At 74.3% G+C, this 25,871-nt stretch carries 22 protein-coding genes; 9 read left to right on the top strand and 13 right to left on the bottom strand.

The features are described 5' to 3' along the window. Positions 1 to 73 precede the first annotated feature (73 nt). From ACF1BH_RS02640 to deoC, 3 genes are read right to left on the bottom strand one after another with little or no spacing between them, the layout of a single operon-like run. On the bottom strand, positions 74 to 934 hold the full coding sequence (locus ACF1BH_RS02640; RefSeq protein ID WP_391640554.1) for an aldehyde dehydrogenase family protein: 861 nt from the start codon (positions 932 to 934) through the stop codon (positions 74 to 76). Beyond that, positions 927 to 2,402, bottom strand: a complete 1,476-nt coding sequence (locus ACF1BH_RS02635) for an aldehyde dehydrogenase family protein (protein WP_391640553.1) — start codon at positions 2,400 to 2,402, stop codon at positions 927 to 929. Before ACF1BH_RS02635 ends, ACF1BH_RS02640 begins: the two co-directional genes overlap by 8 nt. A 7-nt stretch (positions 2,403 to 2,409) precedes the next feature. Then, entirely contained in the window at positions 2,410 to 3,405 is a 996-nt protein-coding gene (gene deoC, locus ACF1BH_RS02630) for a deoxyribose-phosphate aldolase (RefSeq protein WP_391640991.1), read from the bottom strand. A 196-nt stretch (positions 3,406 to 3,601) separates the two neighbouring features. Here deoC and ACF1BH_RS02625 point away from each other — a divergent pair, with 196 nt between their 5' ends. After that, entirely contained in the window at positions 3,602 to 4,225 is a 624-nt protein-coding gene (locus ACF1BH_RS02625) for a PH domain-containing protein (RefSeq protein WP_391640552.1), read from the top strand. Positions 4,226 to 4,259: 34 nt separating this feature from the next. Here ACF1BH_RS02625 and ACF1BH_RS02620 read toward each other — a convergent pair whose 3' ends face one another. From ACF1BH_RS02620 to ACF1BH_RS02610, 3 genes are all read right to left on the bottom strand, one after another. Further along, positions 4,260 to 5,939, bottom strand: coding sequence for a phospho-sugar mutase (locus ACF1BH_RS02620; protein WP_391640551.1), 1,680 nt, complete (start codon positions 5,937 to 5,939; stop codon positions 4,260 to 4,262). Between the two features lie 180 nt (positions 5,940 to 6,119). Beyond that, entirely contained in the window at positions 6,120 to 6,941 is an 822-nt protein-coding gene (locus tag ACF1BH_RS02615) for a purine-nucleoside phosphorylase (RefSeq protein WP_391640550.1), read from the bottom strand. Positions 6,942 to 7,080: 139 nt separating this feature from the next. After that, a complete protein-coding gene (locus ACF1BH_RS02610) occupies positions 7,081 to 7,518 on the bottom strand; it encodes a gamma-glutamylcyclotransferase (RefSeq protein WP_391640549.1) in 438 nt (145 codons plus the stop codon). A 114-nt stretch (positions 7,519 to 7,632) separates the two neighbouring features. Between ACF1BH_RS02610 and ACF1BH_RS02605 the strand changes: the two genes are divergently transcribed. Continuing rightward, on the top strand, positions 7,633 to 9,078 hold the full coding sequence (locus ACF1BH_RS02605) for an NAD(P)H-quinone dehydrogenase (RefSeq protein ID WP_391640548.1): 1,446 nt from the start codon (positions 7,633 to 7,635) through the stop codon (positions 9,076 to 9,078). Positions 9,079 to 9,350: 272 nt separating this feature from the next. Next, the gene (locus ACF1BH_RS02600) at positions 9,351 to 10,274 is read left to right on the top strand and encodes a DeoR/GlpR family DNA-binding transcription regulator (protein ID WP_391640990.1); all 924 of its coding nucleotides are present in this window, start codon (positions 9,351 to 9,353) and stop codon (positions 10,272 to 10,274) included. A gap of 61 nt (positions 10,275 to 10,335) precedes the next feature. On the opposite strand, the gene helR is transcribed toward ACF1BH_RS02600, so the two are convergent. After that, positions 10,336 to 12,513 (bottom strand): RNA polymerase recycling motor ATPase HelR, encoded by a 2,178-nt coding sequence (gene helR / locus ACF1BH_RS02595; protein WP_391640547.1) that lies wholly within the window; start codon positions 12,511 to 12,513, stop codon positions 10,336 to 10,338. Between the two features lie 398 nt (positions 12,514 to 12,911). Further along, entirely contained in the window at positions 12,912 to 13,532 is a 621-nt protein-coding gene (locus ACF1BH_RS02590; protein ID WP_391640546.1) for a TetR/AcrR family transcriptional regulator, read from the bottom strand. 348 nt (positions 13,533 to 13,880) lie between these two features. Between ACF1BH_RS02590 and ACF1BH_RS02585 the strand changes: the two genes are divergently transcribed. Next, positions 13,881 to 15,065, top strand: a complete 1,185-nt coding sequence (locus ACF1BH_RS02585) for an alpha/beta hydrolase (RefSeq protein WP_391640545.1) — start codon at positions 13,881 to 13,883, stop codon at positions 15,063 to 15,065. Positions 15,066 to 15,185: 120 nt separating this feature from the next. Here ACF1BH_RS02585 and ACF1BH_RS02580 read toward each other — a convergent pair whose 3' ends face one another. After that, positions 15,186 to 16,955 (bottom strand): acetyl/propionyl/methylcrotonyl-CoA carboxylase subunit alpha, encoded by a 1,770-nt coding sequence (locus ACF1BH_RS02580; protein WP_391640544.1) that lies wholly within the window; start codon positions 16,953 to 16,955, stop codon positions 15,186 to 15,188. Positions 16,956 to 17,451: 496 nt separating this feature from the next. On the opposite strand from ACF1BH_RS02580, the gene ACF1BH_RS02575 reads away from it, so the two are divergent. Beyond that, complete coding sequence (locus tag ACF1BH_RS02575; protein WP_391640543.1) at positions 17,452 to 17,907, top strand: hypothetical protein; 456 nt, start codon at positions 17,452 to 17,454, stop codon at positions 17,905 to 17,907. A gap of 72 nt (positions 17,908 to 17,979) precedes the next feature. Here the strand turns inward: ACF1BH_RS02575 and ACF1BH_RS02570 are convergent, their stop codons facing one another. The 4 genes from ACF1BH_RS02570 to ACF1BH_RS02555 all read right to left on the bottom strand — a co-directional run bounded on the left by ACF1BH_RS02570 (position 17,980) and on the right by ACF1BH_RS02555 (position 20,833). Further along, positions 17,980 to 18,591: a nucleoside triphosphate pyrophosphatase gene (locus tag ACF1BH_RS02570; RefSeq protein WP_391640542.1), complete on the bottom strand. Its 612-nt coding sequence runs from the start codon at positions 18,589 to 18,591 to the stop codon at positions 17,980 to 17,982. A 141-nt stretch (positions 18,592 to 18,732) separates the two neighbouring features. Then, positions 18,733 to 18,861, bottom strand: a complete 129-nt coding sequence (gene mmpB, locus ACF1BH_RS02565; RefSeq protein ID WP_391640541.1) for a morphogenic membrane protein MmpB — start codon at positions 18,859 to 18,861, stop codon at positions 18,733 to 18,735. Between the two features lie 143 nt (positions 18,862 to 19,004). Beyond that, complete coding sequence (locus ACF1BH_RS02560; protein WP_391640540.1) at positions 19,005 to 19,211, bottom strand: acyl-CoA carboxylase subunit epsilon; 207 nt, start codon at positions 19,209 to 19,211, stop codon at positions 19,005 to 19,007. A gap of 32 nt (positions 19,212 to 19,243) precedes the next feature. Beyond that, on the bottom strand, positions 19,244 to 20,833 hold the full coding sequence (locus tag ACF1BH_RS02555) for an acyl-CoA carboxylase subunit beta (protein WP_391640539.1): 1,590 nt from the start codon (positions 20,831 to 20,833) through the stop codon (positions 19,244 to 19,246). Between the two features lie 130 nt (positions 20,834 to 20,963). Here ACF1BH_RS02555 and ACF1BH_RS02550 point away from each other — a divergent pair, with 130 nt between their 5' ends. From ACF1BH_RS02550 to ACF1BH_RS02535, 4 genes are all read left to right on the top strand, one after another. Next, positions 20,964 to 21,908: a biotin--[acetyl-CoA-carboxylase] ligase gene (locus ACF1BH_RS02550; protein ID WP_391640538.1), complete on the top strand. Its 945-nt coding sequence runs from the start codon at positions 20,964 to 20,966 to the stop codon at positions 21,906 to 21,908. Between the two features lie 187 nt (positions 21,909 to 22,095). Continuing rightward, positions 22,096 to 23,358 (top strand): adenylate/guanylate cyclase domain-containing protein, encoded by a 1,263-nt coding sequence (locus ACF1BH_RS02545; RefSeq protein ID WP_391640537.1) that lies wholly within the window; start codon positions 22,096 to 22,098, stop codon positions 23,356 to 23,358. Positions 23,359 to 23,480: 122 nt separating this feature from the next. Beyond that, positions 23,481 to 24,269 (top strand): enoyl-CoA hydratase/isomerase family protein, encoded by a 789-nt coding sequence (locus ACF1BH_RS02540; RefSeq protein WP_391640536.1) that lies wholly within the window; start codon positions 23,481 to 23,483, stop codon positions 24,267 to 24,269. Between the two features lie 221 nt (positions 24,270 to 24,490). Next, positions 24,491 to 25,735, top strand: a complete 1,245-nt coding sequence (locus ACF1BH_RS02535; RefSeq protein ID WP_391640535.1) for a diguanylate cyclase domain-containing protein — start codon at positions 24,491 to 24,493, stop codon at positions 25,733 to 25,735. The last annotated feature ends 136 nt before the right edge of the window (positions 25,736 to 25,871 follow it).

The raw sequence follows: 25,871 nt of genomic DNA, 5'->3' as shown, positions 1-25,871 counted from the left end.
GGGGCCGGAAAGCCGTACGGGCCCCGATCCGCGGAGGATCGGGGCCCGTTTGCCGTGGCGTGTCACCGGGGCGTCAGACACCCATCGGGTGCCACACCGTCTTCGTCTCCAGGAAGGAGAGGAGACGGCCGGTACCGGGGTCGGCGGACCAGTCCACCGGGGCCGGGCGGCGCACCCGCTTGAGGTTGTCCGCCGCCGCGGCCTCCAGCTCCGCGGCCAACTCCGCGTCCGCGCCCGCCAGATCGAGGGCGTTGACGTCCTGGTGGGCGGCGAGCGGCGCGCCCAGCTCCGCGGTGCGGCCGGAGAGCAGGTTGACCACCCCGCCGGGCAGGTCGGAGGTGGCCAGCACCTCGGCGAGCGACAGCGCGGGCAGCGGGGCTTCCTCCGACGCCACCGCGACCACGGTGTTGCCCGTGACGATCGCGGGCGCGAGGACCGACACCAGGCCCAGGAACGACGACTCCTGCGGCGCCAGCACCGCGACCACACCGGTCGGCTCGGGCGACGAGAGGTTGAAGTACGGGCCCGCGACCGGGTTGGCGGAGCCCGCGATCTGGGCGACCTTGTCGGACCAGCCCGCGTACCAGACCCAGCGGTCCACGGCCGCGTCCACCTGCGCGGCGGCCACGGCCTCCGGCAGCCCCTCGGCCGCCGCGACCTCCGCCGTGAACTGCGCCCGGCGGCCCTCCAGCATCTCCGCGACGCGGTAGAGGATCTGCCCGCGGTTGTACGCCGTCGCGCCCGACCAGCCGCCGAACGCCTTACGGGCCGCGACGACCGCGTCCCGCGCGTCCTTACGGGACGCCAGCGGCGCGTTCGCCAGCCAGTTGCCCTCGGAGTCGGTCACCTCGTACACCCGCCCGCTCTCGGAACGGGGGAACTTCCCCCCGACGTACAGCTTGTAGGTCTTGAAGACGGAGAGTCGGTCAGCCATGGTGCTCGCCCTTCGGGGTCGACGGGGTCAGATACGCCGCCAGACCGTGGCGCCCGCCCTCACGGCCGTGGCCCGACTCCTTGTAGCCGCCGAACGGCGACGTCGGGTCGAACTTGTTGAAGGTGTTGGACCAGACGACCCCGGCGCGCAGCTTGTTCGCCATCCACAGCATCCGTGAACCCTTCTCCGTCCAGATACCGGCGGAGAGTCCGTACGGCGTGTTGTTGGCCTTGGCGACGGCCTCCTCCGGCGTACGGAACGTCAGCACCGACAGCACCGGGCCGAAGATCTCCTCGCGGGCGATGCGGTGTGCCTGGGTGACGCCGGTGAAGAGCGTCGGCGCGAACCAGTAGCCGGACGAGGGCAGCTCGCACTCGGGGGACCAGCGCTCGGCGCCCTCGGCCTCGCCGGCGTCGGCGAGCGCGGTGATCCGGGCCAGCTGCTCGGCGGAGTTGATCGCGCCGATGTCGGTGTTCTTGTCGAGCGGGTCGCCGACCCGCAGCGTCCGCATCCGGCGCTTGAGCGCGTGCAGCAGCTCGTCCGCGACGGACTCCTGGACCAGCAGCCGCGAACCGGCGCAGCAGACATGGCCCTGGTTGAAGAAGATGCCGTTGACGACGCCCTCGACGGCCTGGTCGAGCGGGGCGTCGTCGAAGACGATGTTCGCCGCCTTGCCGCCCAGCTCCAGCGTCACCTTCTTGTCGGTCCCGGCGACCGTCCGGGCGATGGCCTTGCCGACCTCGGTGGAGCCGGTGAAGGCGACCTTGTTCACGTCCGGGTGCGCGACCAGCGCGGCGCCCGTGGAGCCGTCACCGGTCAGGATGTTGACGACGCCCTTCGGCAGCCCCGCCTGACGGCAGATGTCCGCGAAGAACAGCGCCGACAGCGGCGTCGTCTCGGCGGGCTTCAGCACCACGGTGTTGCCGGTGGCCAGCGCCGGGGCGACCTTCCACGCCAGCATCAGCAGCGGGAAGTTCCACGGGATGACCTGCCCGGCGACGCCCAGCGGGCGCGGGTCCGGGCCGTAGCCCGCGTGCTCCAGCTTGTCGGCCCAGCCGGCGTAGTAGAAGAAATGGGCGGCGACCTGCGGCAGGTCCGCGTCGCGCGACTCGCGGATCGGCTTGCCGTTGTCCAGCGTCTCCAGGACGGCCAGCTCCCGCGAGCGCTCCTGGATGATCCGGGCGATCCGGAAGAGGTACTTGGCCCGCTCGGCACCGGGCAGCGCGGACCACGTCACGAACGCCTTGCGGGCGGCGGCGACGGCGCGGTCGACGTCGGCGGCCTCGGCCTGCGCGACCTCGGACAGCACCTCCTCGGTCGCGGGGGAGACGGTCTTGAAGACCTTGCCGCCCGCCGCCGGGGCGAACTCTCCGTCGATGAAGAGTCCGTACGACGGCGCGATGTCGACCACCGCACGGGACTCGGGCGCCGGGGCGTAGGTGAAGGGGGTGGATGCGTCGAAAGTCATGGGAGCCTCAGTCCACCGTGACGTAGTCGGGGCCGGAGTAGCGGCCGGTGCTGAGCTTCTGGCGCTGCATCAGCAGGTCGTTGAGCAGGCTGGAGGCGCCGAACCGGAACCAGTCGGGGGTCAGCCAGCGGCCGCCGAGCGTTTCGTTGACCATGACCAGATACTTCAGCGCGTCCTTGGTCGTCCGGATGCCGCCGGCCGGCTTCACGCCGACCTGGACGCCGGTGGCCTCGTGGAAGTCGCGGACCGCCTCCAGCATCAGGAGGGTGACCGGCGGGGTGGCGTTGACGGAGACCTTGCCGGTCGACGTCTTGATGAAGTCGGCGCCGGCGAGCATCGCGAGCCAGGAGACCCGGCGGACGTTGTCGTACGTCTGGAGCTCACCGGTCTCGAAGATCACCTTGAGGTGGGCGGCGCTCCCGTCGGGACGGGCGCACGCCTCCTTCACGGCCTTGATCTCCTCGAAGACCGAAAGATAGCGGCCGGCGAGGAACGCGCCACGGTCGATGACCATGTCGATCTCGTCGGCGCCGGCGGCGACCGCGTCCCGGACGTCGGCCAGCTTGACCGGCAGCGCGGCGCGGCCCGCCGGGAAGGCGGTCGCGACGGACGCGACATGGATGCCGGAGCCGGCGAGCGCCTCCTTGGCCGTCGCGACCATGTCCGGGTAGACGCAGATCGCGGCGACCTCGGGGACGGTGCGGTCGGTGGGGTCCGGGTTGATGCCCTTGGCGCACAGCGCCCGCACCTTGCCGGGGGTGTCGGCTCCTTCGAGCGTCGTCAGGTCGATCATCGAGACGGCGAGGTCGATGGCGTACGCCTTCGCCGTCGTCTTGACCGAACGGGTACCGAGGGTGGCGGCACGGGCTTCGAGGCCGACCTTGTCGACGCCGGGGAGGCCGTGCAGGAAGCGGCGCAGCGCGCCGTCGTCGGCGGTCACGTCCGCCATCGACGCAAGCCGCCCCGCGGCTTCCTTGCCGTATGCGGGAACTGTGGTGGGCATGGTCACGAGGGGAGCATATCTACGCGCGTAGCGGCCTGTCATCCCCCGTGGTGAGGTCGGACGTGCGGGCGCGGGGCGGGCGCTTCGGGCGTACGGGCCGCACCCGCGCGCCCCGCCCGGACCGGCTGCGGCGCTCCGCCCGACTGATGCCGTAACGCAATGTCCGGCATCCGGACGGTCAGGCAGAATCGGCAGCATGACGCGCCAGGATTCCGCCAGCACGGCCCCGCAGAAATACGCCGAGCGCAGCTACCGCTCGCCCATGGGCCTGGTCGGCGGCGCGCTGCTGATCGCGCTGGGCCTCTGGCTCGGCGGCGACGCCCTGGTGCGCGGTGCCCCGGAGACCAAGCTGACGGCGCTCTTCGCGCTGGTGCTCGGCGTGCCCCTGGTGGCCGCGTTCACCCTGCGCCCCGTGGTGAAGGCGGGCGAGGACCGCCTGCTGGTCCGCAACCCGTTCCGCACCCTGACGCTCCCCTGGGGCGCGGTGGAGGACCTCCGGGCGTCCTTCTCCTGCGAGGTCTTCACCACCGGCGGCCGCAAGTACCAGCTCTGGGCGGTCCCGGTCTCCCTGCGCCAGCGCAAGAAGGCGGGGCGGCAGGCGGCACGCGGCGCGGCGCCGCGCCGCTTCGGGATGGGCGGCGACGCCGGTCCGGTGCCGCGCGCCGTGGCCGATCAGACGATGGACGAGCTGCGCGAGATCAAGGCGCAGGCGGCCCACCGGGAGGGTGCGACCGGCGAGCCGGTGGTGCGGTGGGCTTACGGGGTGATCGCCCCGTGCGTGCTGGGGGCGATCGGGTTGGCCGTGATGCTGGCGGTGTAGCGGGCCGGGGACGCGCCGCCCCCGGCCGCCGCCCTCAGATCCCCGCGGCCCGCCCCAGGTCCCCCTTCAGCGCGGCCAGTACCTCCGCCGCCCGCTCCCGGGCCTCCGGCAGGGCCTCGGGTGACGCGACCGGGAGGACGATCTCCAGGTAGCACTTGATCTTCGGTTCGGTGCCGCTCGGGCGGACCACCACCCGGCCGGCCGCCACGCCGCGCTCCGGCGCGCCGGCGAGCGTGTAGCGCAGGCCGTCCGTCGGCGGCAGCGACGCGGTGCCGCGGGCCAGGTCCTCGGCCTCGGCCACCGGCAGCCCGGCGAGCGTGGCCGGGGGCGTCTCGCGCAGGCGCCGCATGGCGTTCGCGATCAGGGCGAGGTCCTCGACGCGGACCGACAGCTGGTCGGTGGCGTGCAGGCCGTACTCGACGGCGAGGTCGTCCAGCAGGTCGGTGAGGGTCCGGCCGGAGCGCTTCAGCTCGGCGGCCAGTTCGGTGATCAGCAGGGCGGCGGTGATGCCGTCCTTGTCACGGACGCCCTCGGGGTCGACGCAGTAGCCCAGTGCCTCCTCGAACGCGTACCGCAGGCCGTCCACCCGGGCCAGCCACTTGAAGCCGGTCAGCGTCTCCTCGTACGGGAGCGTGGCGGCGGCTGCGATCCGGGAGAGGAGGGAGGAGGAGACGATGGTGGTGGCGAAGGTGCCGGCGGCCTGCTTGCTGACGAGGTGGGCGGCGAGGAGCGCGCCGACCTCGTCGCCGCGGAGCATCCGCCAGCCCGCGTCGGTGCCGGGGGCGGGCACGGCCACCGCGCAGCGGTCGGCGTCCGGGTCGTTGGCGATCACGAGGTCGACGCCGGGGCCCGCGGCACGGGCGGTGGCGAAGGACAGGTCCATCGCGCCGGGCTCCTCCGGGTTGGGGAACGCGACGGTCGGGAAGTCCGGGTCCGGCTCGGCCTGCTCCGCGACGACCAGCGGCGCGGGGAACCCGGCCCGGGCGAACGCCGCCAGCAGCGTGTCCCGGCCGACGCCGTGCATCGGGGTGTAGACGACACGGGCGTCCCGCGCCGAGCCCGGGGTGAGGACCGCGTCGGTGCGCTCCAGGTAGGCGGCGAGGACGTCGTCCCCGAGGGTCTGCCAGCCGGAGTCGGGGCGCGCCACGTCGTGCAGCGAGCCGATCGCGGCGATCTCCGCGGCGATCTCACCGTCGGCGGGCGGCACGATCTGGGAGCCGTCGCCGAGGTAGACCTTGTAGCCGTTGTCGCGCGGAGGGTTGTGGCTGGCGGTGACCTCGACGCCGGCGACCGCGCCCAGATGCCGGATCGCGAACGCCAGGACCGGCGTGGGCAGCGGGCGCGGCAGCACCGCGGCGCGCAGGCCCGCGCCCACCATCACGGCGGCGGTGTCGCGCGCGAAGTCGGCGCTCTTGTGGCGGGCGTCGTAGCCGATGACGACGAGGCCGTCGCCGTCGCCGCGGCCCTTGAGGTACGCGGCGAGACCGGCGGCGGCGCGGATGACCACCGCGCGGTTCATCCGCATCGGGCCCGCGCCCAGCTCCCCGCGCAGCCCCGCGGTGCCGAACTGGAGCGTCCCGGCGAACCGGTCGGCCAGCTCGGTCACGTCACCGGCGTCGATCAGCCGGGACAGCTCGTCGCGGGTCTGCGGGTCGGGGTCCTCGGCCAGCCAGGTCTGGGCGAGACGGATCAGCTCCGCGGGGTCGGTGGCCACGTGATGCTCCTGACGACGGTGGGTGGGGAGGGGCGGGGATGCGCGGGACGGGACCGGGGCGCGTACGGGAAGCCCCGGGCGGCGTACAGGACCGGGGAGGGCGGCGGGCCGGGCGCGGGGTCCGCCCCGGCCCGGCCGGGCGCGGAGTGCCCGCCCGGTCGCCCGCCCCGGTCACCGGGCTCAGAGCTTGCCGAGCACCTGGGCCAGCAGGCTGCCCATCCGCGTCGCGGAGTCGCGGCCGGCCTGCAGGACCTCTTCGTGGTTGAGCGGTTCGCCGGTCATGCCCGCGGCGAGGTTGGTCACCAGGGACAGGCCCAGCACCTCGGCGCCCGCCTCACGGGCGGCGATGGCCTCCAGCACCGTCGACATGCCGACCAGGTCGGCGCCGAGCGTGCGGATCATCCGGATCTCGGCGGGCGTCTCGTAGTGCGGCCCGGGGAACTGCGCGTAGACGCCCTCCTCCAGGGTCGGGTCGACCTCCTTGCACAGCGCGCGCAGCCGCGGCGAGTACAGGTCCGTCAGGTCGACGAAGTTCGCGCCCGCGATCGGCGAGGTGGCGGTGAGGTTGAGGTGGTCGCTGATGAGCACCGGCTGCCCCGGACGCATCCCGTCGCGCAGACCGCCGCACCCGTTGGTGAGCACGATCGTCTTGCACCCGGCGGCGACCGCGGTGCGCACGCCGTGCGCCACGGCGGCCACGCCGCGGCCCTCGTAGTAGTGCGTCCGGCCGAGGAAGACCAGCGCGCGCTTGTCACCGACGCGGTACGAGCGGATCGTGCCGCCGTGGCCCTCGACGGCGGGCGGCGGGAAGCCGGGCAGCTCGGTGACGGGGAACTCGTGCTCGGGCGCGCCCAGCACCTCCGCGGCCGGGGCCCAGCCGGAGCCCATGACCAGGGCGACGTCGTGGCTGGTGGCGCCGGTGAGTTCGCGCAGGCGGGCGGCGGCGTCCCCGGCGGCGGCCTGCGGGTCGCGGGCGGGGTCCGTGGTAACAGATGCGTTCACGCGGACGAGGGTAGCGGGAAATCTCCTACGCGCGTAGATGTCGCTGCACAAGGGGCCGGAAGGCGCCGGTGGAAAGGGGATGCGGGCACCCGGGGCGGCCGGTCGGGGAGGCCCCCGCGGTGCGCGCCGTCGCGGTGCCTCAGCAGGGGCGCTTGCGCAGCTCCATGACGTAGTCGTGCGGGGCGCCCGCCGACTCGGCCGCATCGGCGATCTCGCCGAGATAGCGGGCGGACGGCAGCCCGCCCTCGTAGCCGTTGAGGACGTAGAGCCAGGCGGGCTCCTCGCCGTCGAGGGTGTGCACCCGCACCCGCATCCGGCGGTAGATGTCGAGGCCGACGCCCTCCCAGCGGTCCATGGAGTCCTCGTCCATGGGGGCGATGTCGTAGAGCGCGACGAAGACCTGTGAGCGCGGCGCCTCCACGATGGTGGCGAGGGCGCCCTCCCAGCCCAGCTGCTCGCCGCCGAACGTGAGTCGCCAGCCGTTGAGCCAGCCGGTGCCGCGCAGCGGGGAGTGCGGTGCGCGGCGGGACATCAGCCGCGCGTCGAGGTTGCCGGCGTACGCGGCGTAGAGCGACATGGTTCGAGGGTACGGGAGGCGGGCCCGCGCGCTCCTGGGGAACGGAGGATCCGGAGCCGGGAAATCCGGCGCCCGCCGCACCCCGCCGGGAAGCACCGCGCGGCGTGCGGGACAATGGAGGGCGTGACTCGGATCGTGATCATCGGTGGCGGACCCGGCGGATACGAAGCGGCCCTGGTGGGCGCCTCGCTCGGCGCGGAGGTGACCGTCGTCGACTGCGACGGTCTGGGCGGGGCGTCGGTGCTGACCGACTGCGTCCCGTCGAAGACTCTCATCGCGACGGCCGAGGTGATGACGACCTTCGACTCCTCGTACCAGGAGCTGGGCATCATCGTCGAGGACGGCACGCCCGACCCGGAGCGGCCCGCCCGCGTCGTCGGCGTCGACCTCGGCAAGGTCAACCGCCGGGTCAAGCGCCTCGCGCTCGCCCAGTCGCACGACATCACCGCCTCGGTGACCCGCGCCGGCGCCCGCGTGCTGCGCGGTCGCGGGCGCCTGGAGCCGGGGCAGGCCACGGACGGCTCCCGCAAGGTCACGGTCACCGCCGCCGACGGCACCGAGCAGACGCTGATCGCCGACGCGGTCCTGATCGCCACCGGCGCGCACCCCCGCGAGATCCCGGACGCCCTCCCCGACGGCGAGCGCATCCTGAACTGGACGCAGCTCTACGATCTCGACGAGCTGCCCGAGGAACTGATCGTGGTCGGCTCCGGTGTCACCGGCGCCGAGTTCGCCGGTGCCTACCAGGCGCTCGGCTCCCGCGTCACGCTCGTCTCCTCCCGCGACCGGGTGCTGCCCGGCGAGGACCCGGACGCCGCCGCGGTCCTGGAGGACGTCTTCCGCCGCCGCGGCATGAACGTCATGGCCCGCTCCCGCGCCGCCGCCGTCAAGCGCGCCGGTGACCGCGTCGAGGTGACGCTCGCCGACGGCCGGACGATCTCCGGCACCCACTGCCTGGTCGCCGTCGGCTCCATCCCGAACACCGCCGGGATCGGTCTGGAGGAGGCCGGGGTCCAGCTGAAGGACTCCGGGCACATCCGCACCGACCGGGTCTCGCGCACCTCCGCGCCCGGTGTCTACGCGGCGGGCGACTGCACCGGCGTCTTCGCGCTGGCGTCGGTCGCCGCGATGCAGGGCCGCATCGCGATGTACCACTTCCTCGGCGACGCGGTCGCGCCGCTGAACCTCCGGACGGTCTCCGCGAACGTCTTCACCGACCCGGAGATCGCCACCGTCGGCTACTCCCAGGCGGACGTCGACGCGGGCAAGATCGACGCCCGGGTCGTCAAGCTCCCGCTGCTGCGCAACCCGCGAGCCAAGATGCAGGGCATCCGTGACGGCTTCGTGAAGCTGTTCTGCCGCCCGGGCACCGGCATCGTCGTCGGCGGTGTGGTCGTCTCGCCGCGCGCCAGTGAGCTGATCCACCCGATCTCGCTCGCGGTCGACAACAACCTCACCGTCGAGCAGATCGCCAGCGCCTTCACGGTCTACCCGTCGCTCTCCGGCTCGCTCGCCGAGGTCGCGCGGCAGCTGCACACCCGTAAGGCGGCGAACGAGTAGCCGCCTTCGGGGCACGGCGCCTTGGAACGTTTGTGCCTCGGGTGCGTGCGGCGGGTGAGGGGCGCGGGGGAGCGATCCCGGGCGCCCGGCGCTGACCAGCGATCATGTCGCCGTTGCCGGGCGGGAGTTCGGGGTAGGGGCCCTCTATACCACTCGGTCACCCGCGACGTGCACAATTTCCGTTAATTGGTGCAACCTGCTGAAAACAGACGGTCGTTGGCGTTACTGTCAGTTTCGTGTTCGCTGCAGAACGTCGCCAATTGATCCTTGAAATGGTGCGGGCCAACGGAGCGGTGTCGCTCCGGGAGCTCGCCCGTGTCGTCCAGACCTCCGAAGTGACCGTACGCCGGGACGTACGCGCGCTGGAAGCGGAAGGGCTCCTCGACCGCCGCCACGGCGGAGCGGTCCTCCCGGGCGGGCTCGCCCGGGAATCCGGTCTGCCCCAGAAATCCCATCTCTCGACCGCGGAGAAGACGGCCATCGCCGATCTCGCCGCCGGTTTCGTGGAGGAGGGTGAGGCCATCGTCGTCGGAGCCGGCACCACCACCCAGGAGCTGGCCCGCCGGCTCGCCCGGGTGCCCGGACTGACCGTCGTCACCAACTCCCTGCTGGTCGCCCAGGCGTTGGCCCACGCCAACCGCGTCGAGGTCGTCATGACCGGCGGGACGCTGCGGGGCTCCAACTACGCGCTGGTGGGCAGCGGGGCCGAGCAGTCGCTCCAGGGGCTGCGGGTGTCGCGTGCCTTCCTGTCGGGCAGCGGGCTGACCGCCGAGCGCGGTCTGTCCACGTCCAACATGCTCGCCGCCAGCGTCGACCGGGCCCTCGTACAGGCCGCGGGCGAGGTGGTGGTCCTCGCCGACCACACCAAGCTCGGCGCCGACACGATGTTCCAGACCGTGCCGACGGACCTCATCACCCGGCTGGTCACCGACGAGCCCCCGGCCCACGACGACCGCGCCGCGACGGAGCTGCAGGCCCTCGCCGACCAGGGCGTACAGATCGCGGTGACCGGCTCCGCCGCCGGTGCGGCCACCGCCACGGCGGACGGCGCCACCGACCGGCGCGGCCACCGCCGGGAGGTGCCGCTCCCGGGCCAGCGCCGCAACCACCCGCCCGGCGGCGCGCCCGCCTCCCTGCGCTCCGCCCCCCTCGGCGACGCACCCCGCGTCGCCGATCTCGCCCCCCGCCGCCGCTGAGACGTCCCGGGGCCCGGCGGTGCGTCCGCGGGGCCCCGGGAGGGCTCAGTACGCCCGGGGATCAGGGGCGCGTGAGGATCACCAGCTGCCGGGTCGCCCGGGTCATCGCGACATAGCGGTCGACGGCGCCCGCGATGCCCGTCCCGAACGACTCCGGGTCGATGAGGACGACCAGATCGAATTCGAGCCCCTTCGACAGCTCCGGCGTCAGCGCCCGGACCCGGGGCCGTCCGCGGACCGCCGCCGCCCCGGCGCCGTCCCCGACCCCGATGACACAGGCCGTCCCGTCGTCGTGCGCGGCCAGCCAGGCGTCGAGGATCGCGTCCCGCTCGGCGACGGACGCACGGGTGACGGGGATGCCGCTGCGGCGGACGGACGTCGGCACGTTCGCGTCCGGCAGCGCGGCCCGGACGGCCGGCTCCGCCTCGTCCATCACCTCTTGGGGCGTGCGGTAGTTGATGCTCAGGGACGCCACCGTGGCCCGGTCGAGCCCGACCCGCGCCAGCCGCTCCTGCCAGCTCTCGGTGAAGCCGTGCCGGGCCTGGGCGCGGTCGCCGACGACGGTGAAGCTGCGGGACGGGCAGCGCAGGATCAGCATCTGCCACTCGGCGTCCGTCAGCTCCTGCGCCTCGTCCACCACGACATGGGCGAACGGCCCGGCGAGCCGGTCCGGTTCGGCGGTCGGCAGCCCGGCCTCGTCGATCAGGGTGTCCTGGAGGTCCTGGCCGTGCAGCATCGTCACGGCGCCCTCGCCGTCGTCGTCCGCCCGCAGGATGCCCTCGATGACGTCGGCCCGGCGGGCGCGTTCGGCGGCGACGGCGGCCGCGTGGCGGCGCTTGCGCCGGTACGCCTCCGGGTCGCCGAGCCGCTGCCGCGCCGCATCGAGGAGCGGCAGGTCGGAGACGGTCCAGGCGTGGGCGTCGGCGCGCTGGAGGCGGCGCACCTCGTCGCGGTCGAGCCAGGGCGCGCACCGGCGCAGATAGGCGGGGACCGACCAGAGGTCCCCGATCAGGTCGGTCGGCTCCAGCGTCGGCCAGGCGCGGTGGAGGGCGGTGATCAGCTCCCGGTTCCGCAGCAGCGAGCGGCGCAGCAGCGCGGGGGAGAGGCCCTCGCCCGCCGTGCCGTGCTTCTCCTCCAGCAGGGGGAGCAGCTCCTCCAGGATCTGGTCGCGGGCCTCGTTGTGCGGGGTGCCCGGCTCGACGGCGGAGAACGCGACGGCCCAGTCGGCGGGGGAGAGCCACACCTCGGACCAGTCCGTCCTGACCGTCATCCCCTCGGTGGGCGGCTCCTCGTAGAGGGCGACGGCCGGTTCGACGGCGCGCACCATGTCCGCGGACGCCTTCAGCCGGGCCACCTCCGGATCGGCCTCGGGCACCGCCCGCGCCCCCTCGGCGACGAGGTCACGCACGGTGCAGGTCTGGACGCCCTCCTCGCCGAGGCTGGGCAGGACGTCGGCGACGTACGCGAGATAGGGGCGGCTCGGGCCGACGAAGAGGACGCCGCCGCGGCGGTGGCCCAGCCGGGGGTCGGAGTGGAGGAGGTGGGCGGCGCGGTGCAGGGCCACCACGGTCTTGCCCGTGCCGGGGCCGCCGTCGACGACGAGCGCGCCGCGCGACCCGGCCCGGATGACGGCGTGCTGGTCGGCCTGGATGGTGGTGAGGACGTCACGCATCCGCTCCGAGCGGCCCGCGCCCAGGCTCGCGATGAAGGCGGACTGGTCGTCGAGGGCGGCGTGGCCCTCGCGGCCGTCCGCGGTGAACACCTCGTCCCAGTAGTCGCCGATCCGGCCGCGGGTCCAGCGGTAGCGGCGGCGGCGCGCCAGGCCCATCGGGTCGGCGTGGGTGGCGGCGAAGAAGGGCTCGGCGGCGGGGGAGCGCCAGTCGACCAGGAGCCGGCGGCCGGTGGCGTCGGTGAGGCCGAGACGGCCGATGTAGACGGGCTCGGGGTCGTCCGCGGGCACGATGTGGCCCAGGCACAGGTCGAGGCCGAAGCGGCGCAGGGTGTTCAGGCGGCCGGTCAGCCGGTGGACCTCGGTGTCCCGGTCCAGGGCCGCCCGGCCGAGGCCGCCGGGAGCTCTTCGCACCTCGTCGAGCCGTTCGGAGAGTTCGGCGACGGTCTCCTCCAGCGTCGCGGCGACGGCGGCGAAGTGCCGTTCGTCGCCGTCGATCAGCGCCGGGTCGGCCTTGGCGGCGAGCCGTTCGGGCAGCGCGAACGCACCGGTGGTCGGGGATGTCGTCATCTCAGCAGCTCCGATCCGGGGTCGCGGAGACCGGCGCCGCCGGTGCGCACCCCCGCCGTACGGGCCGCTGCCGGGACGGCGCGGCCCCTCTCCGCGGCGCGATGCCACCGCCCGGCCCATGAACCGACAACACCACACACACCTCGTGAATCTCCCCATGCCGGAGGATCCGGCAACGGCCTGCGATTCTGCGGCACGCAGGGGGCCTTGCCGCAAGGCCCCCTGTGCGCTATAGGTTGTGAGTGGCGGTCGGTGACGTACCCCCGTGACCTGCGGATCTGATCGCTTCGCCGATCGGCCGCCCGGGCGGACGGGCCCGCGCCCCCTTGAACTCTCCTTCTCCGCGGCCCGGTTGGGCGCATCGGCGTCGGTCCGTATGCCGCCTCCGGTCGCGGACGTCAGCACCCCGCCGTGGGGCGGTCAGCCTTCAGGCCGGTCAGGGTGAGGGTCAGCAGACGGTCGGCGAGGTGCGGGTCGTCCGGGGACTCCTCCGCGGCCAGGGCGATGCCGTTCGTCAGCTGCATCAGATCCCCGATGGTGACGTCCGGGCGGACCGCGCCGGTGCGCTGCGCGCGGGCCAGCAGGGCGCCGCCCGCCTCCCGCATCGGCACGCTGCACCGCGCCATCCCGGAACTCTCGTCGGCCGTCGCCGTCATCAGCGCCCGCGACAGGCCCCGGTACGTACCGGCGTGGGTGATGATCGCGCGCAGCCACTCGACCAGCGCCCGGCACGGCTGCGGTGCGTCCGCCAGCTCCCGCGCCTGCGCCAGCAGCGCGTCCACCTCGCTCTGGAAGACCGCGCCCATCAGCGACGTACGGTGCGGGAAGTGCCGGTAGAGGGTGCCGATGCCGACCCCGGCGCGGCGGGCGATCTCCTCCAGCGAGGTGTCCGTGCCGTGCTCGATGAAGGCGGTACGGGCCGCGGCCAGCAGTCGCTCGTAGTTGCGCCGGGCATCGGCCCGCATGGGCCGCGGGCCGCCCGCCGCCTCGCTCCGCCGCCCTGCCGTCTCGGTCGCCATCGCCGTCCTTCCTCACCCCGGCCGGTCCCGGCCCGGTGGCTCCAGGATGCCACTGACCGGGGCCGCGACGGGCCGCCCACCTGGGGGCGCACGGACCTGCCGCGCACGCCCCTGACGGGCGCCCCGGGCCCGGCCGGTGGACGGGCGGCGTCCCGCGCCCCAATGCCCGGTGGCCGTCCGGCGACACCTCGCCGAACACCGCGGCCGGTCGCAACGCCCCGCCCCCGAACACCCTCAAACCTGGCGCAACACGGTGTTCCGGGCCGGTACGTGCCCCGGGCCGCCGGTACACCGAGGAGCCGGGACGGGCGCGCGCCCTGCGGCGCCATCAGACCTGGGGAAGACGTCATGGGGCTCACCAGCCGCCCGCTGCTGTACGCCACCGTCCTGGCCGCGCTGGCCGCGGTCGCGCTGACCTGCCGGCTGTGGCCGCGCTTCGCCGGGCGCGGCCCGCGGGCGCTGCTCGGCCGGCTCGGCTCCCTCCTCGCCACCCAGCTCGCCCTGGTCGCGGCCCTCGCCCTCGCCGTCAACGCCAACTTCCAGTTCTACGGCTCCTGGCACGAACTCCTCGGCCTCTACGACGACGCCCCCGGCGCGGTCGCCAAGTGGGGCGGCACCACGGGCGCCGGCCCCGCCGGGGACCCGGCGCAGGGCCTCGTCCAGCCGTCCGGCCCGGAAGGGCTCGACAAGGTCCACGGCCTGCCCGAGGGGCCGCCCGCCACCGCCGGGAAGGTGGAGACCGTACGCATCGTCGGCAAGCGGACCCGGCTGGTGGACCCGGCGTACGTCTATCTGCCGCCGCAGTACTTCCAGGACGCCTACGCCCGCCAGAGATTCCCCGTCGTCGTGGCGCTCAGCGGCTACCCGGGCGGCATCTACCTGCTGGGACAGCATCTGCGGCTGCCGCAGACCGCGGCGGCGCTGCAACGCTCCGGCCGGATGCAGCCCACCGTCGTCGTGATGCTGCGGCCGACCGTCGCCCCGCCCCGGGACACCCAGTGCGTCGACGTGCCCGGGGGCCCGCAGGCCGAGACGTTCTTCGCCGCGGACGTACCGGACGCGCTGCGGTCCCACTACCGGGTCGGCCACGACCCCGGCGGCTGGGGCGTCCTCGGCTACTCCTCCGGCGGCAGCTGTGCCCTCCAGCTCGCCATGCGCCACCCCGGGACGTACACCGCGGCGGCCGCGCTCTCCCCGGACTACAAGGTCACCCCCGACCCGACCACCGGCGATCTGTTCGGCGGCGGGCGCGACCGGGTGCGCCGCCGCGAGGAGCACGATCTGCTGTGGCGGTTGCGCCATCTGCCGCCGCCGCGGGTCTCGGTGCTGATCGGGACCAGCCGCCACGGCGAGAAGAACTACCCGGCGGCCCGCGAGTTCCTGGCCGCCGTCCGGCCGCCGATGCGGGCGGACACCGTCCTCCTCGACCAGGGCAGCCACAACTTCGCCACCTGGCGCCGTGAACTGCCCGCCGCGCTGCGGTGGATGAGCGAGGAGCTGACGTTCCCGGAGGACGTGGTGGGGACGTCGTGACGGACGGACCGGGGGCGCGCGGACCTCGCCTGCGCGCCCCCGGCGGCCCGGCGCCCGCCCGGGTACGCGGAAGGCCCCGGCACAGGCGTGCCGGGGCCTTCCGCTGCGTACGGCCGGACGTCAGTCCTTGATCTCGCAGATGACGGCGCCGGAGGTGAGGGCGGCGCCGACCTCGGCGGTCAGGCCCTTGACGGTGCCCGCGCGGTGCGCGTTGATCGGCTGCTCCATCTTCATCGCCTCCAGGACGACGACCAGCTCGCCCTCGGCGACGGTCTGGCCCTCCTCGACGGCGACCTTGACGATGGTGCCCTGCATCGGGGAGGCCAGCGTGTCGCCGGAGGCGGCGGAGCCGGACTTCTTCGACGCCTTGCGCTTGGGCTTGGCGCCCCCGGCGACCGCGGCGCGGGCCAGCGGCATACCGAGCGAGGACGGCAGCGAGACCTCCAGGCGCTTGCCGCCGACCTCCACCACGACCGTCTCGCGGGCGTCGGCCTCCGCCTCGTCGCTGCCGGCGGCGGCGAACGGCGGGATCTCGTTGACGAACTCCGTCTCGATCCACCGGGTGTGGACGGTGAACGGGTCGGTGGAGCCGGTCAGTTCGGGGGCGAACGCCGGGTCCTTGACGACCACGCGGTGGAAGGTGAGGGCGGTGGCCATGCCTTCGACGGTGAACTCGTTCAGCGCCCGGGCGGCGCGCTGCAGGGCCTGCTCCCGGGTGGCGCCGGTGACGATCAGCTTGGCCAGCAGGGAGTCCCAGGCCGGGCCGATGACGCTGCCGGACTCCACACCCGCGTCCAGGCGGACACCCGGGCCGGACGGCGCCTCGAAAGTGGTGACGGTGCCGGGCGCCGGGAGGAAGTTGCGGCCCGGGTCCTCACCGTTGATGCGGAACTCGAAGGAGTGGCCGCGCACCGCCGGGTCGTCGTAGCCCAACTCCTCGCCGTCGGCGATACGGAACATCTCGCGGACCAGGTCGAGGCCGCTGACCTCCTCGGTCACCGGGTGCTCGACCTGGAGACGGGTGTTGACCTCCAGGAAGGAGATGGTGCCGTCCTGGCCGACGAGGAACTCGCAGGTGCCCGCGCCCTCGTAACCGGCCTCCTTCAGGATGGCCTTCGACGCGCGGTACAGCTCGGCGTTCTGCTCCTCGCTCAGGAACGGCGCCGGGGCCTCCTCGACCAGCTTCTGGTGGCGGCGCTGGAGCGAGCAGTCACGGGTGGAGACGACGACGACGTTGCCGTGCTTGTCGGCCAGGCACTGCGTCTCGACGTGGCGCGGGCGGTCGAGGTAGCGCTCGACGAAGCACTCGCCGCGGCCGAACGCGGCGACGGCCTCGCGGACCGCGGAGTCGTACAGCTCCGGGACCTCTTCGAGGGTGCGGGCGACCTTCAGGCCGCGGCCGCCGCCGCCGAACGCCGCCTTGATGGCGATCGGCAGGCCGTGCTCCTTCGCGAAGGCGACGACCTCGTCCGCGCCGGAGACCGGGTCGGGGGTGCCGGCGACCAGCGGCGCGCCGGCGCGCTGCGCGATGTGGCGGGCGGCGACCTTGTCACCGAGGTCACGGATGGCGTGCGGGGGCGGGCCGATCCAGGTCAGCCCGGCGTCCAGGACGGCCTGGGCGAACTCGGCGTTCTCGGAGAGGAAGCCGTAACCGGGGTGGATGGCGTCCGCGCCGGAGTCCTTGGCCGCCTGCAGCACCTTGGCGATGTCCAGGTAGCTGGTGGCCGGGGTGTCACCGCCCAGGGCGTAGGCCTCGTCGGCCGCGCGGACGTGCAGGGCGTCCCGGTCCGGGTCGGCGTAGACCGCCACACTCCCGATTCCGGCATCCCGGCATGCACGGGCTACGCGGACAGCGATTTCGCCACGGTTGGCGATGAGCACCTTGCGCACGATGGGTCCTTCCTTGGCGCTACGCCGCAACACACTGAACGCAGCGAGTTTAGGGACTGGCGACACCGCGTGCCGAGCCGTTCCCCGAGGTGACGTTCCCCACACGGAGCGTGGCACGTGTGCCCAGTGAGGGCGCGAAGCCCCCTGACAGCCCAGGGTAGGCCCGGTTTCACGGCGGCGGACGGACGCCTCCGTGTGGTCTAGGTCTCTGCGCCGCCGCGCGCGGCGGACCGTCAATTCTTTGTGGAGTCCCTACGAATGGCCGAAGGAAAGTTTGCGCCCGGCGCAGCGCCCGCGATCTCCCGGACGGCGCGTCGGCCCGCCCGCCGGCCGGGACGTGCACACCCCTTGCCCCCGCCATTACCCGTTAGTAGCGTGCGCGCTGTCTTCTGTACTCGCGGTAACACGGCACGGCCCGCGGCGCGCGGGCGCACGACGGTGGGCGTACGCCCCGTCGGCAAGGGCGGTTCGGTACGGACGGAAGCAGGTGGCGGCGGTGGTGCGGAGACCGGTGGCGGTGGTGGCGGCCGTGGTGCTGATCCTGGAGGCGGGCGGCATCGTCCTGCTGAACTGGATCCTGAGCATCGTCGTCGACCGGCAGCAGATGTCCCTGGCGGGGTTGCGGCCCGGCGCGATGACCGCGGGCGCGCTGGCGGCCGGCGCCCTCGCCGCGCTCTTCCTCCTCGGCTGCGCCGCCCTGCTGCTGCGCACCGCCCTCCGCGACCGCCCGCCCGGCACCTTCGCCCGGATCGCGCTGATCGTCTGCGCGGTGGCGCACGCGGTGCTCGGCGCCTTCTCCGTCGGCATGGCCGGCTGGCTCGCCTTCGCCGCGCTGATGGCCGTCCTGGCGCTGCTGGTGCTGACGCTGGTGGCGTACGGGGAGCGGCCCGCCGCCCCGGACCTCCGGACCGAGCCGGAGGATCCGGCCCCGGCGGCGCCCACGTCGGCGTGAGCCCGGCGGGTACGGACGCTTCGGCGTGCGCCCGCGGGACGGCGGGGTGCGGCCCCTACGCCTCCGCGCCCCTCACGCCCAGAGATCCGTGATGCGGACGTCCAGCTCCGCCAGGAGGCGGCGCAGGAGCGGGAGGGAGAGGCCGATGACGTTGCCCGGGTCGCCGTCGATGCCGTCGATGAACGGGGCCGAGCGGCCGTCGAGGGTGAACGCACCGGCGACGTGCAGCGGTTCGCCGCCGGCGACGTAAGCGGCGATCTCGGCGTCGTCGGGCTCGCCGAAGCGGACCGTGGTCGAGGCGGTGGCGGAGGTGCGGCGGCCGCTCGCGGTGTCGATGACGCAGTGCCCGGTCTGCAGCACGCCGGAGCGGCCGCGCATCGACTTCCAGCGGGCGGTGGCGTCCTCGGCGTCGACCGGCTTGCCCAGCGCCCGGCCGTCCAGCTCCAGCACGGAGTCGCAGCCTATGACGAGCGCCCCGGCGGCCTCCGGGCGCGCGGCGACGGCGGTGGCCTTGGCCTCGGCCAGCACGCGGGCCAGCTCGCCGGGGGTGGGTGCCGTGACGGCGTCCTCGTCGACGCCGCTGACGATCACCTCGGGGGCCAGCCCGGCCTGGCGGAGCAGGCCCAGGCGTGCGGGCGACTGGGAGGCGAGGACGAGACGGCGGGGGCGGGGCTCTTCGGTCATGCCCGCCATCGTACGGAGCGCCGGAGCGGCGCGGCGGGGCCTGTGGACAACCGCCGGGGACGGACGGGGAACCGTCCGCGGTCCGCCGCGCGTCCTGGGTGGTGGAGCGGTCCCGGGCGGGACGGCGGGAACGATTACACGTCAGCGCCCGGCCACCAACACCATGGTCAGCATCGAGGCCACCGCCATCACCAGACCCAGCCGGCGGAGGCGCCTCTGCGCATGGCGCAGCTCCTCGGGAGGCTCGTCGGGCGGATCTGACCACAGCATGGTTCCGATCCTGCGCCCGCGGCGCCGCGGGCGCCTGAGTACGCGTACTCAGGCGCCCCTGGGCACGGATCGCCCGCACCCGGACGAGCCGGACGGACGCGGCGCCTGCGGCGTACCTCACATACCGCCGCAGTGGCCCCGGTTCAGCGCGGCCAGTAGCTGGTGCGCCAGGCGCGCGGCCCCGGCTGCGGGGGCCGGCGGGACGGGATGCGCGCCGCCGGATCGGACCACTCCGAGACCGGCGCCGCGTCCGGCTCGGCGCTCCCGGCAGCGGCGGCGCGGACCTGCACCACCGCGAGCGCGGCGGCCAGCTCCTCGGGCGTGGGGTTGCCCCGTACGACCTTGATCATGGTCTCGACCTCCTGCGACGGTGACGCGCGGGCTACAGCGGGATGTTGCCGTGCTTCTTCGGGGGCAGCGCCTCGCGCTTGTTGCGCAGCGCGCGCAGCCCGCGGACGATGTGGCGCCGCGTCTCGGACGGCATGATCACCGCGTCGACGTAGCCGCGCTCGGCCGCGACGTACGGGTTGAGCAGCGCGTCCTCGTACTCCTGGATCAGCTCCTGGCGGCGGGCGTCCTGGGCCTCGGGGTCCTCGATGGCGGCGAGGGTGCGGCGGTGCAGGACGTTGACCGCGCCCTGGGCGCCCATGACGGCGATCTGCGCGGTCGGCCAGGCGAGGTTGAGGTCCGCGCCCAGGTGCTTGGAGCCCATGACGTCGTACGCGCCGCCGAACGCCTTGCGGGTGATGACGGTGATCAGCGGGACCGTCGCCTCCGCGTAGGCGTAGATCAGCTTGGCGCCGCGGCGGATGATGCCGTCCCACTCCTGGTCGGTGCCGGGCAGGAAGCCGGGCACGTCCACGAAGGTCAGGACGGGGATGTTGTACGCGTCGCAGGTCCGCACGAAGCGGGCGGCCTTCTCGGACGCCTTGATGTCCAGGGTGCCGGCGAACTGCATCGGCTGGTTGGCGACGATGCCCACCGAGTGGCCCTCGACCCGGCCGTAGCCGGTGAGGATGTTCGGCGCGTACAGCGGCTGGACCTCCAGGAACTCCCCGTCGTCCAGGATGTGCTCGAGCACGGTGACCATCTCGTACGGCTGGTTGGCCGAGTCCGGGATCAGCGTGTCCAGTTCGCGGTCGTGGTCCGACGTCTCCAGGTCCGCCTCCTCGGGGAAGGCGGGCGGCTCGGAGAGGTTGTTGGACGGCAGGTACGACAGCAGCGCCTTGACGTACTCGATCGCGTCCTTCTCGTCGGACGCCATGTGGTGCGCGACGCCGGAGGTGGCGTTGTGGGTGCGGGCGCCGCCCAGCTCCTCGAAGCCGACGTCCTCACCGGTGACGGTCTTGATGACGTCCGGGCCGGTGATGAACATGTGCGAGGTCTGGTCGACCATCACCGTGAAGTCGGTGATCGCGGGGGAGTAGACCGCACCGCCCGCGCACGGGCCGACGACCAGCGAGATCTGCGGGATCACGCCGGAGGCATGGGTGTTGCGGCGGAAGATCTCGCCGTACATGCCGAGCGAGACCACGCCCTCCTGGATGCGCGCGCCGCCGGAGTCGTTGATGCCGATGACCGGGCAGCCGTTCTTCAGCGCGAAGTCCATCACCTTGACGATCTTCTCGCCGAAGACCCCGCCGAGCGCGCCGCCGAAGACCGTGAAGTCCTGGGAGAACACCGCCACCGGACGGCCGTCGACCGTGCCGTAGCCGGTGACCACGCCGTCGCCGTACGGGCGGGTCTTCTCCAGCCCGAAATTGGTCGAGCGGTGCCGGGCGAACTCGTCGAGCTCGACGAACGAGCCCTCGTCGAGCAGCAGCCCGATCCGCTCACGCGCGGTCAACTTGCCCTTCGCGTGCTGCTTTTCCACCGCACGGGCGGAACCGGCGTGGGTGGCTTCGTCGATCCGCCGCTGCAAATCCGCCAGTTTGCCCGCGGTGGTGGTGAGGTGTGCTTCCGGCTCGGACATCGGGATGCGGCTCCTGCTCGTCCTGGACTGGTGCGCGTACGGGGGGACGTACGGCCTTGCTACCGCTTCGTAGCGTATCGGCGGGGGTGCTCGGCGGCAGTGCGTCGTTGACCACACCTAGGGTGGTCCCATGACACCTCAACCGCCGGAAAACCAGGACAAAGACGGCCGCTCGCCGGAGCCCGGGGACGGCCCCGGCGCGTCGGGCGCGTCCGCCGCATCCGGCGGCGGCCGCTGGAGCGATCTGGAGCGGCCGCCGCTGGACGTCCGGGCGCTCCGGCGGGCGCTGGTGCGGCCCGGCTCGCTGTGGACCGCGCTCGACGTCGTCGAGGCCACCGGCTCCACCAACACCGACCTCGCGCTGCGCGCCGCCGCCGGTGAGCCCGAGGGCACCGTGCTCGTCGCCGAGGAGCAGACCGCGGCCCGCGGGCGCCTGGACCGCCGCTGGAGCGCGCCGCCGCGCTCGGGGATCTTCGTCTCCGTGGTGCTGACCCCGCGCGTCCCCCAGGAGCGCTGGGGCTGGCTGCCGCTGCTCGCCGGGGTCGCCGTCGCCACCGCGCTCTCCCGGGCGGCGGGCGTGGACACCGCACTCAAGTGGCCCAACGACGTCCTGCTGACCGTGGGCGGCGCCGAGCGGAAGGCCGGCGGCATCCTCGCCGAGCGCGCCGGGGACGGCGTCGTCCTCGGCATGGGCCTCAACGTGTCGCTGCACGAGGACGAGCTGCCGGTGCCGACCGCCACCTCCCTCGCCCTGGCCGGTGCGCACACCACCGACCGCGACACCCTGCTGCGGGCCGTGCTGCGTTCCCTGGAGACCTGGTACGTCGCCTGGCAGGACGCGGACGGCGACCCGGTGGCGAGCGGGTTGCAGGAGGCGTACGCCGCGGGCTGCGCGACCCTGGGGCGCGCGGTCCGCGCCGAGCTGCCCGGCGACCGGACGGTCCGCGGTGAGGCGGTGGCCCTCGACGGTGACGGGCGGCTGATCCTCGCGACCGAGGACGGTGTGCAGCAGCCGGTGGGCGCCGGGGACATCGTCCACCTGCGGCCCGACACGGAGGGTGGCGGCTACAGCTGACCGTCCCGGACGGCGGCGCCGGTGGCCGAAACGCCGAACGGTGCCGCCGGCCGGACGGCTCCGGCCGGGCACGGGAGAGTGAGCCAGAGCACACCTGCCGTATCGTTGAGGCGGCTCGCCAGGGAGCGGGCCACCGGCGAGCAGTGATCGGAAGGGCAGTGCGCAGGGAGCGGACAGGGAGCGGCGGGTGACCGCCGGCGACGCGGGCGGACCGCCCGAGAGCGCGGCCACGCCGGACGGACCCGCCACGGGCTCCGGCGACGCCGCATCCGACGACGGCCCCGGCGAGCGGGGCCCCGGCGGCGCGGCGGCCCCCGCGGCCGCGGACGAGCCCCCGCCCGGGGCGGGCTCCGGGGCGCCGGGCGGCGGCCCGCCCGCGGCCGCCGACTCCGACGACACCATCGCCATCCGCCTGGAACAGCTGATCCTCGGCGCCGACCGCCGCTACACACCGTTCCAGGCGGCCCGCAGCGCCGGGGTCTCGATGGATCTGGCGGCCCGGTTCTGGCGCGCCATGGGCTTCGCCGACATCGGGCAGGTCAAGGCGCTCACCGAGGCCGATGTGCTGGCGCTGCGGCGGCTGGCCGGTCTGGTCGAGGCAGGGCTGCTGAGCGAGGCGATGGCCGTCCAGGTGGCGCGCTCCACGGGCCAGACCACCGCCCGGCTCGCCGACTGGCAGATCGACTCCTTCCTGGAGGGCCTCACCGAGCCCCAGGACTCCGGGATGACCCGTACGGAGATCACCTATCCGCTGGTCGAACTCCTCCTGCCGGAGCTGGAGGAGTTCCTGGTGTACGTCTGGCGGCGCCAGCTGGCGGCCGCCACCGGGCGGGTCGTGCGGGCGCAGGACGACGACGAGATGGTCGACCGGCGGCTCGCCGTCGGCTTCGCGGACCTGGTGGGCTTCACCCGGCTGACCCGGCGCCTGGAGGAGGAGGAGCTGGGCGAGCTGGTCGAGGCGTTCGAGACCACCTGCTCCGACCTGGTCGCGGCGCACGGCGGACGGCTGATCAAGACGCTCGGTGACGAGGTGCTGTTCTCCGCCGACGACGCCGGGGTCGCCGCCGAGATCGGGCTGCGGCTCATCGAGACGATGACGCACGACGAGACCATGCCGGAGCTGCGCGTCGGCATCGCCTTCGGCACCGTCACGACGCGGATGGGCGATGTGTTCGGCACGACCGTCAATCTCGCCAGCCGGCTGACGTCGATAGCGCCGAAGGACGCCGTCTTCGTGGACCAGGCGTTCGCGGAGGAGCTGGGCCGCACCGGCGACGCCCCGGTCTCCGAGGCGGCCGCCGCGGCGGCCGAGAAGGCGGCGGCGGAGGCGGCGGCGAGCGGTCTGACGCCGGAGCTGCCGACGTACCGCTTCGCGCTCCAGCCGATGTACCAGCGCCCGGTGCGTGGGCTGGGCGTCATCGAGCCCTGGCAGCTGAGCCGGCGCGGCTGAGGCGGGGCGCCCGGGGCGGCCCGGGCGCCCGTTCCGGGCCGGTCGGCCCTGTTCCCGCCCGCGCCGAGCTGACATGATCCCGGCGGAACCGAATCAACGGTCGTTAACACCGGGAGGGTCGTATGCAGAGGTTCGGCGAATGGGTCCGCGTGGAGCGGCACGGCTACGTGGCGGAGCTGGTCATGGACCGGCCCGAGGCGATGAACGCGGTCTCGACGGCGATGGCCGACGCGCTGTCCGAGGCGTGCGCCGCGCTCGCCGCCGACGCCGCCGTACGGGCGGTCGTCCTCACCTCCACCCATGAGCGGGCGTTCTGCGTCGGCGCCGACCTCAAGGAGCGCAACTCCTTCACCGACGCGGACCTGCTGCGCCAGCGCCCGCGCACCCGCGCCGCCTACACCGGCGTCCTGGAGCTGCCGCAGCCCACCGTCGCCGCGGTGCACGGCTACGCCCTCGGCGGCGGCTTCGAGCTGGCGCTGGCCTGCGATCTGATCGTCGCGGACGGCAGCGCGGTGGTCGGGCTGCCCGAGGTGTCGGTGGGCGTCGTCCCCGGCGGCGGCGGGACGCAGCTGCTGCCGCGGCGGGTGGGGGCGGCGCGCGCCGCGGAGCTCGTCTTCACCGCGCGCCGGGTGCGCGCCGAGGAGGCCGTCCGGCTGGGGCTGGTCGACCAGCTCGCGGACGTCGGTGCGGACCGGGACCGAGCCCTGGAGCTGGCCGCGCGGATCGCCCGGAACTCGCCGGTGGGGCTGCGTGCCGCGAAGCGGGCGATGCGGCTGGGGCACGGTCTCGACCTGCGCGCCGGACTGGAGGTCGAGGACGCCGCCTGGCGCAGCGTGGCCTTCTCCGGCGACCGCGCCGAGGGCGTCGCGGCGTTCAACGAGAAGCGGGACCCGGAGTGGCCCGGGGAGTGAGACCGCGGGCCCGGGGCGCGGCGCCCCGCGCCCCCGGCGGCCCGCCGCCGCGCGCCCCGGCGCCCCGCGCCCGGTCCGCCCCGCCGTCGCCGCGGGCGGCGTAGATCACCGTGGGTGAGGACGATCTCCGCGTGTGGAGCCGCACGTAAGGGGCGAAACGGGTTAAACATTCCTACGCTGTAGTGCAGAGTGTGCTCACGGTGACGGAATGTGAGGGCCCGGTGACGGATGACGCGAGGCTGCGGGTCGTGGTGGGGCTGGCGCAGGCGATGGCGGCGGCGCACACACCACGCGAATCCGCGCACGCCGCGGCGGAGAGCGTACGGCTGGCCCTGGGCGGTTCCTTCGCCGCGATCTCGAAGTGGGAGCGCGAGCGGGGAAAGCTGCGGGTGCTGGTCAACGTCGGGGAACTCGCCGACGACGAGCAGGAATTCCCGGAGGACGAGTCGTACCCGGTGCACGAGTTCCCCGAGATCGTCGGCCTCCCGCACGAGCGGCGGAGCCCCGGCGGCGGCCCCGACGCCTGGGTGGAGCGCGCCGACGGCCCGTGTGCGGCGAGCGGCGCGCCGCTGACGGTGGTGCCCTCGGCGGCCCGCCCCCAGGAGGCGCCGCTGTCCGCCCCGGCGCAGGTCACGGCCGTGGCGCCGGAGGGCGGCGGGCGCACCGGCAGCGCCAACCGGCGGCGGGTGGCCGCGCTGCGCCGCCGGGGCCGGAGCTGCTGTGTGGTGGTGCCGCTGGTGCTGCGCGGGCGGGCGTGGGGTGAGCTGTATGTGGCGCGGGCGGCGGGGGAGCCGGTGTTCGGGGCGGCGGACGCGGAGTTCGCGACGGTGCTGGCCGCCGTGACCGCCGCCGGGATCGCGCAGACCGAGCGGCTGGCGGAGGCGCGGCGGCTGGCCTTCACCGACGCGCTGACCGGGCTCGCCAACCGCCGCGCCGTCGACATACGGCTGGACGAGGCGCTGGAGGCGCACCGCCGGGAGGGGGCCGTGGTCAGCCTGGTGGTCTGCGATCTCAACGGCCTCAAGCAGGTCAACGACACACGCGGCCACGCGGTCGGCGACCGGCTGCTGGAACGATTCGGCTCGGTCCTCTCGCTCTGCGGCGCCCGGCTGCCCGGCACATTGGCCGCCCGGCTCGGCGGCGACGAGTTCTGCCTCCTCGCGGTCGGCCCGCCGCCCGACGACGTGGTCGAGGTCGCCGCCGAACTCTGCGTACGGGCCGCGGAGTTGGGGCTCGGGGACGGTGTCGCGGTCGGTGTCGCGTCGACCGGCGACCCGATCGGCCCGGTCCGCACCGCCCGCCGTCTCTTCCGCCTCGCCGACGCCGCCCAGTACCGCGCGAAGGCCGCCCGCGCCCGGGAGCCGGTGGTGGCGGGCCGGCACGGCGGTGCGGACGATCCGGTGGTCCGCCTCGCGGATACGCCGGAGCGGCGGCCGGGGACGGAGCGGCGGCGGTTCCGCAGATGAGGGCCGGTGCGGTGCGGGGCGCCCCGGTCGCGGGCGGGGCGCGGTCCGTACCGGAGGTCTGTGGTCCGACCCCGTAACGGCCGGTCCGCAGGTGGAGGTTGGGGCTTCGGGGTGGGGTGGGGTCGGTGGGACGCGG

It is taken from the genome of Streptomyces sp. NPDC014733, from assembly GCF_043083385.1.
Lineage (GTDB): Bacteria > Actinomycetota > Actinomycetes > Streptomycetales > Streptomycetaceae > Streptomyces.
Note: the sequence above shows the minus strand (reverse complement) of the source record. Positions and strands in the feature narration are given on the sequence as shown.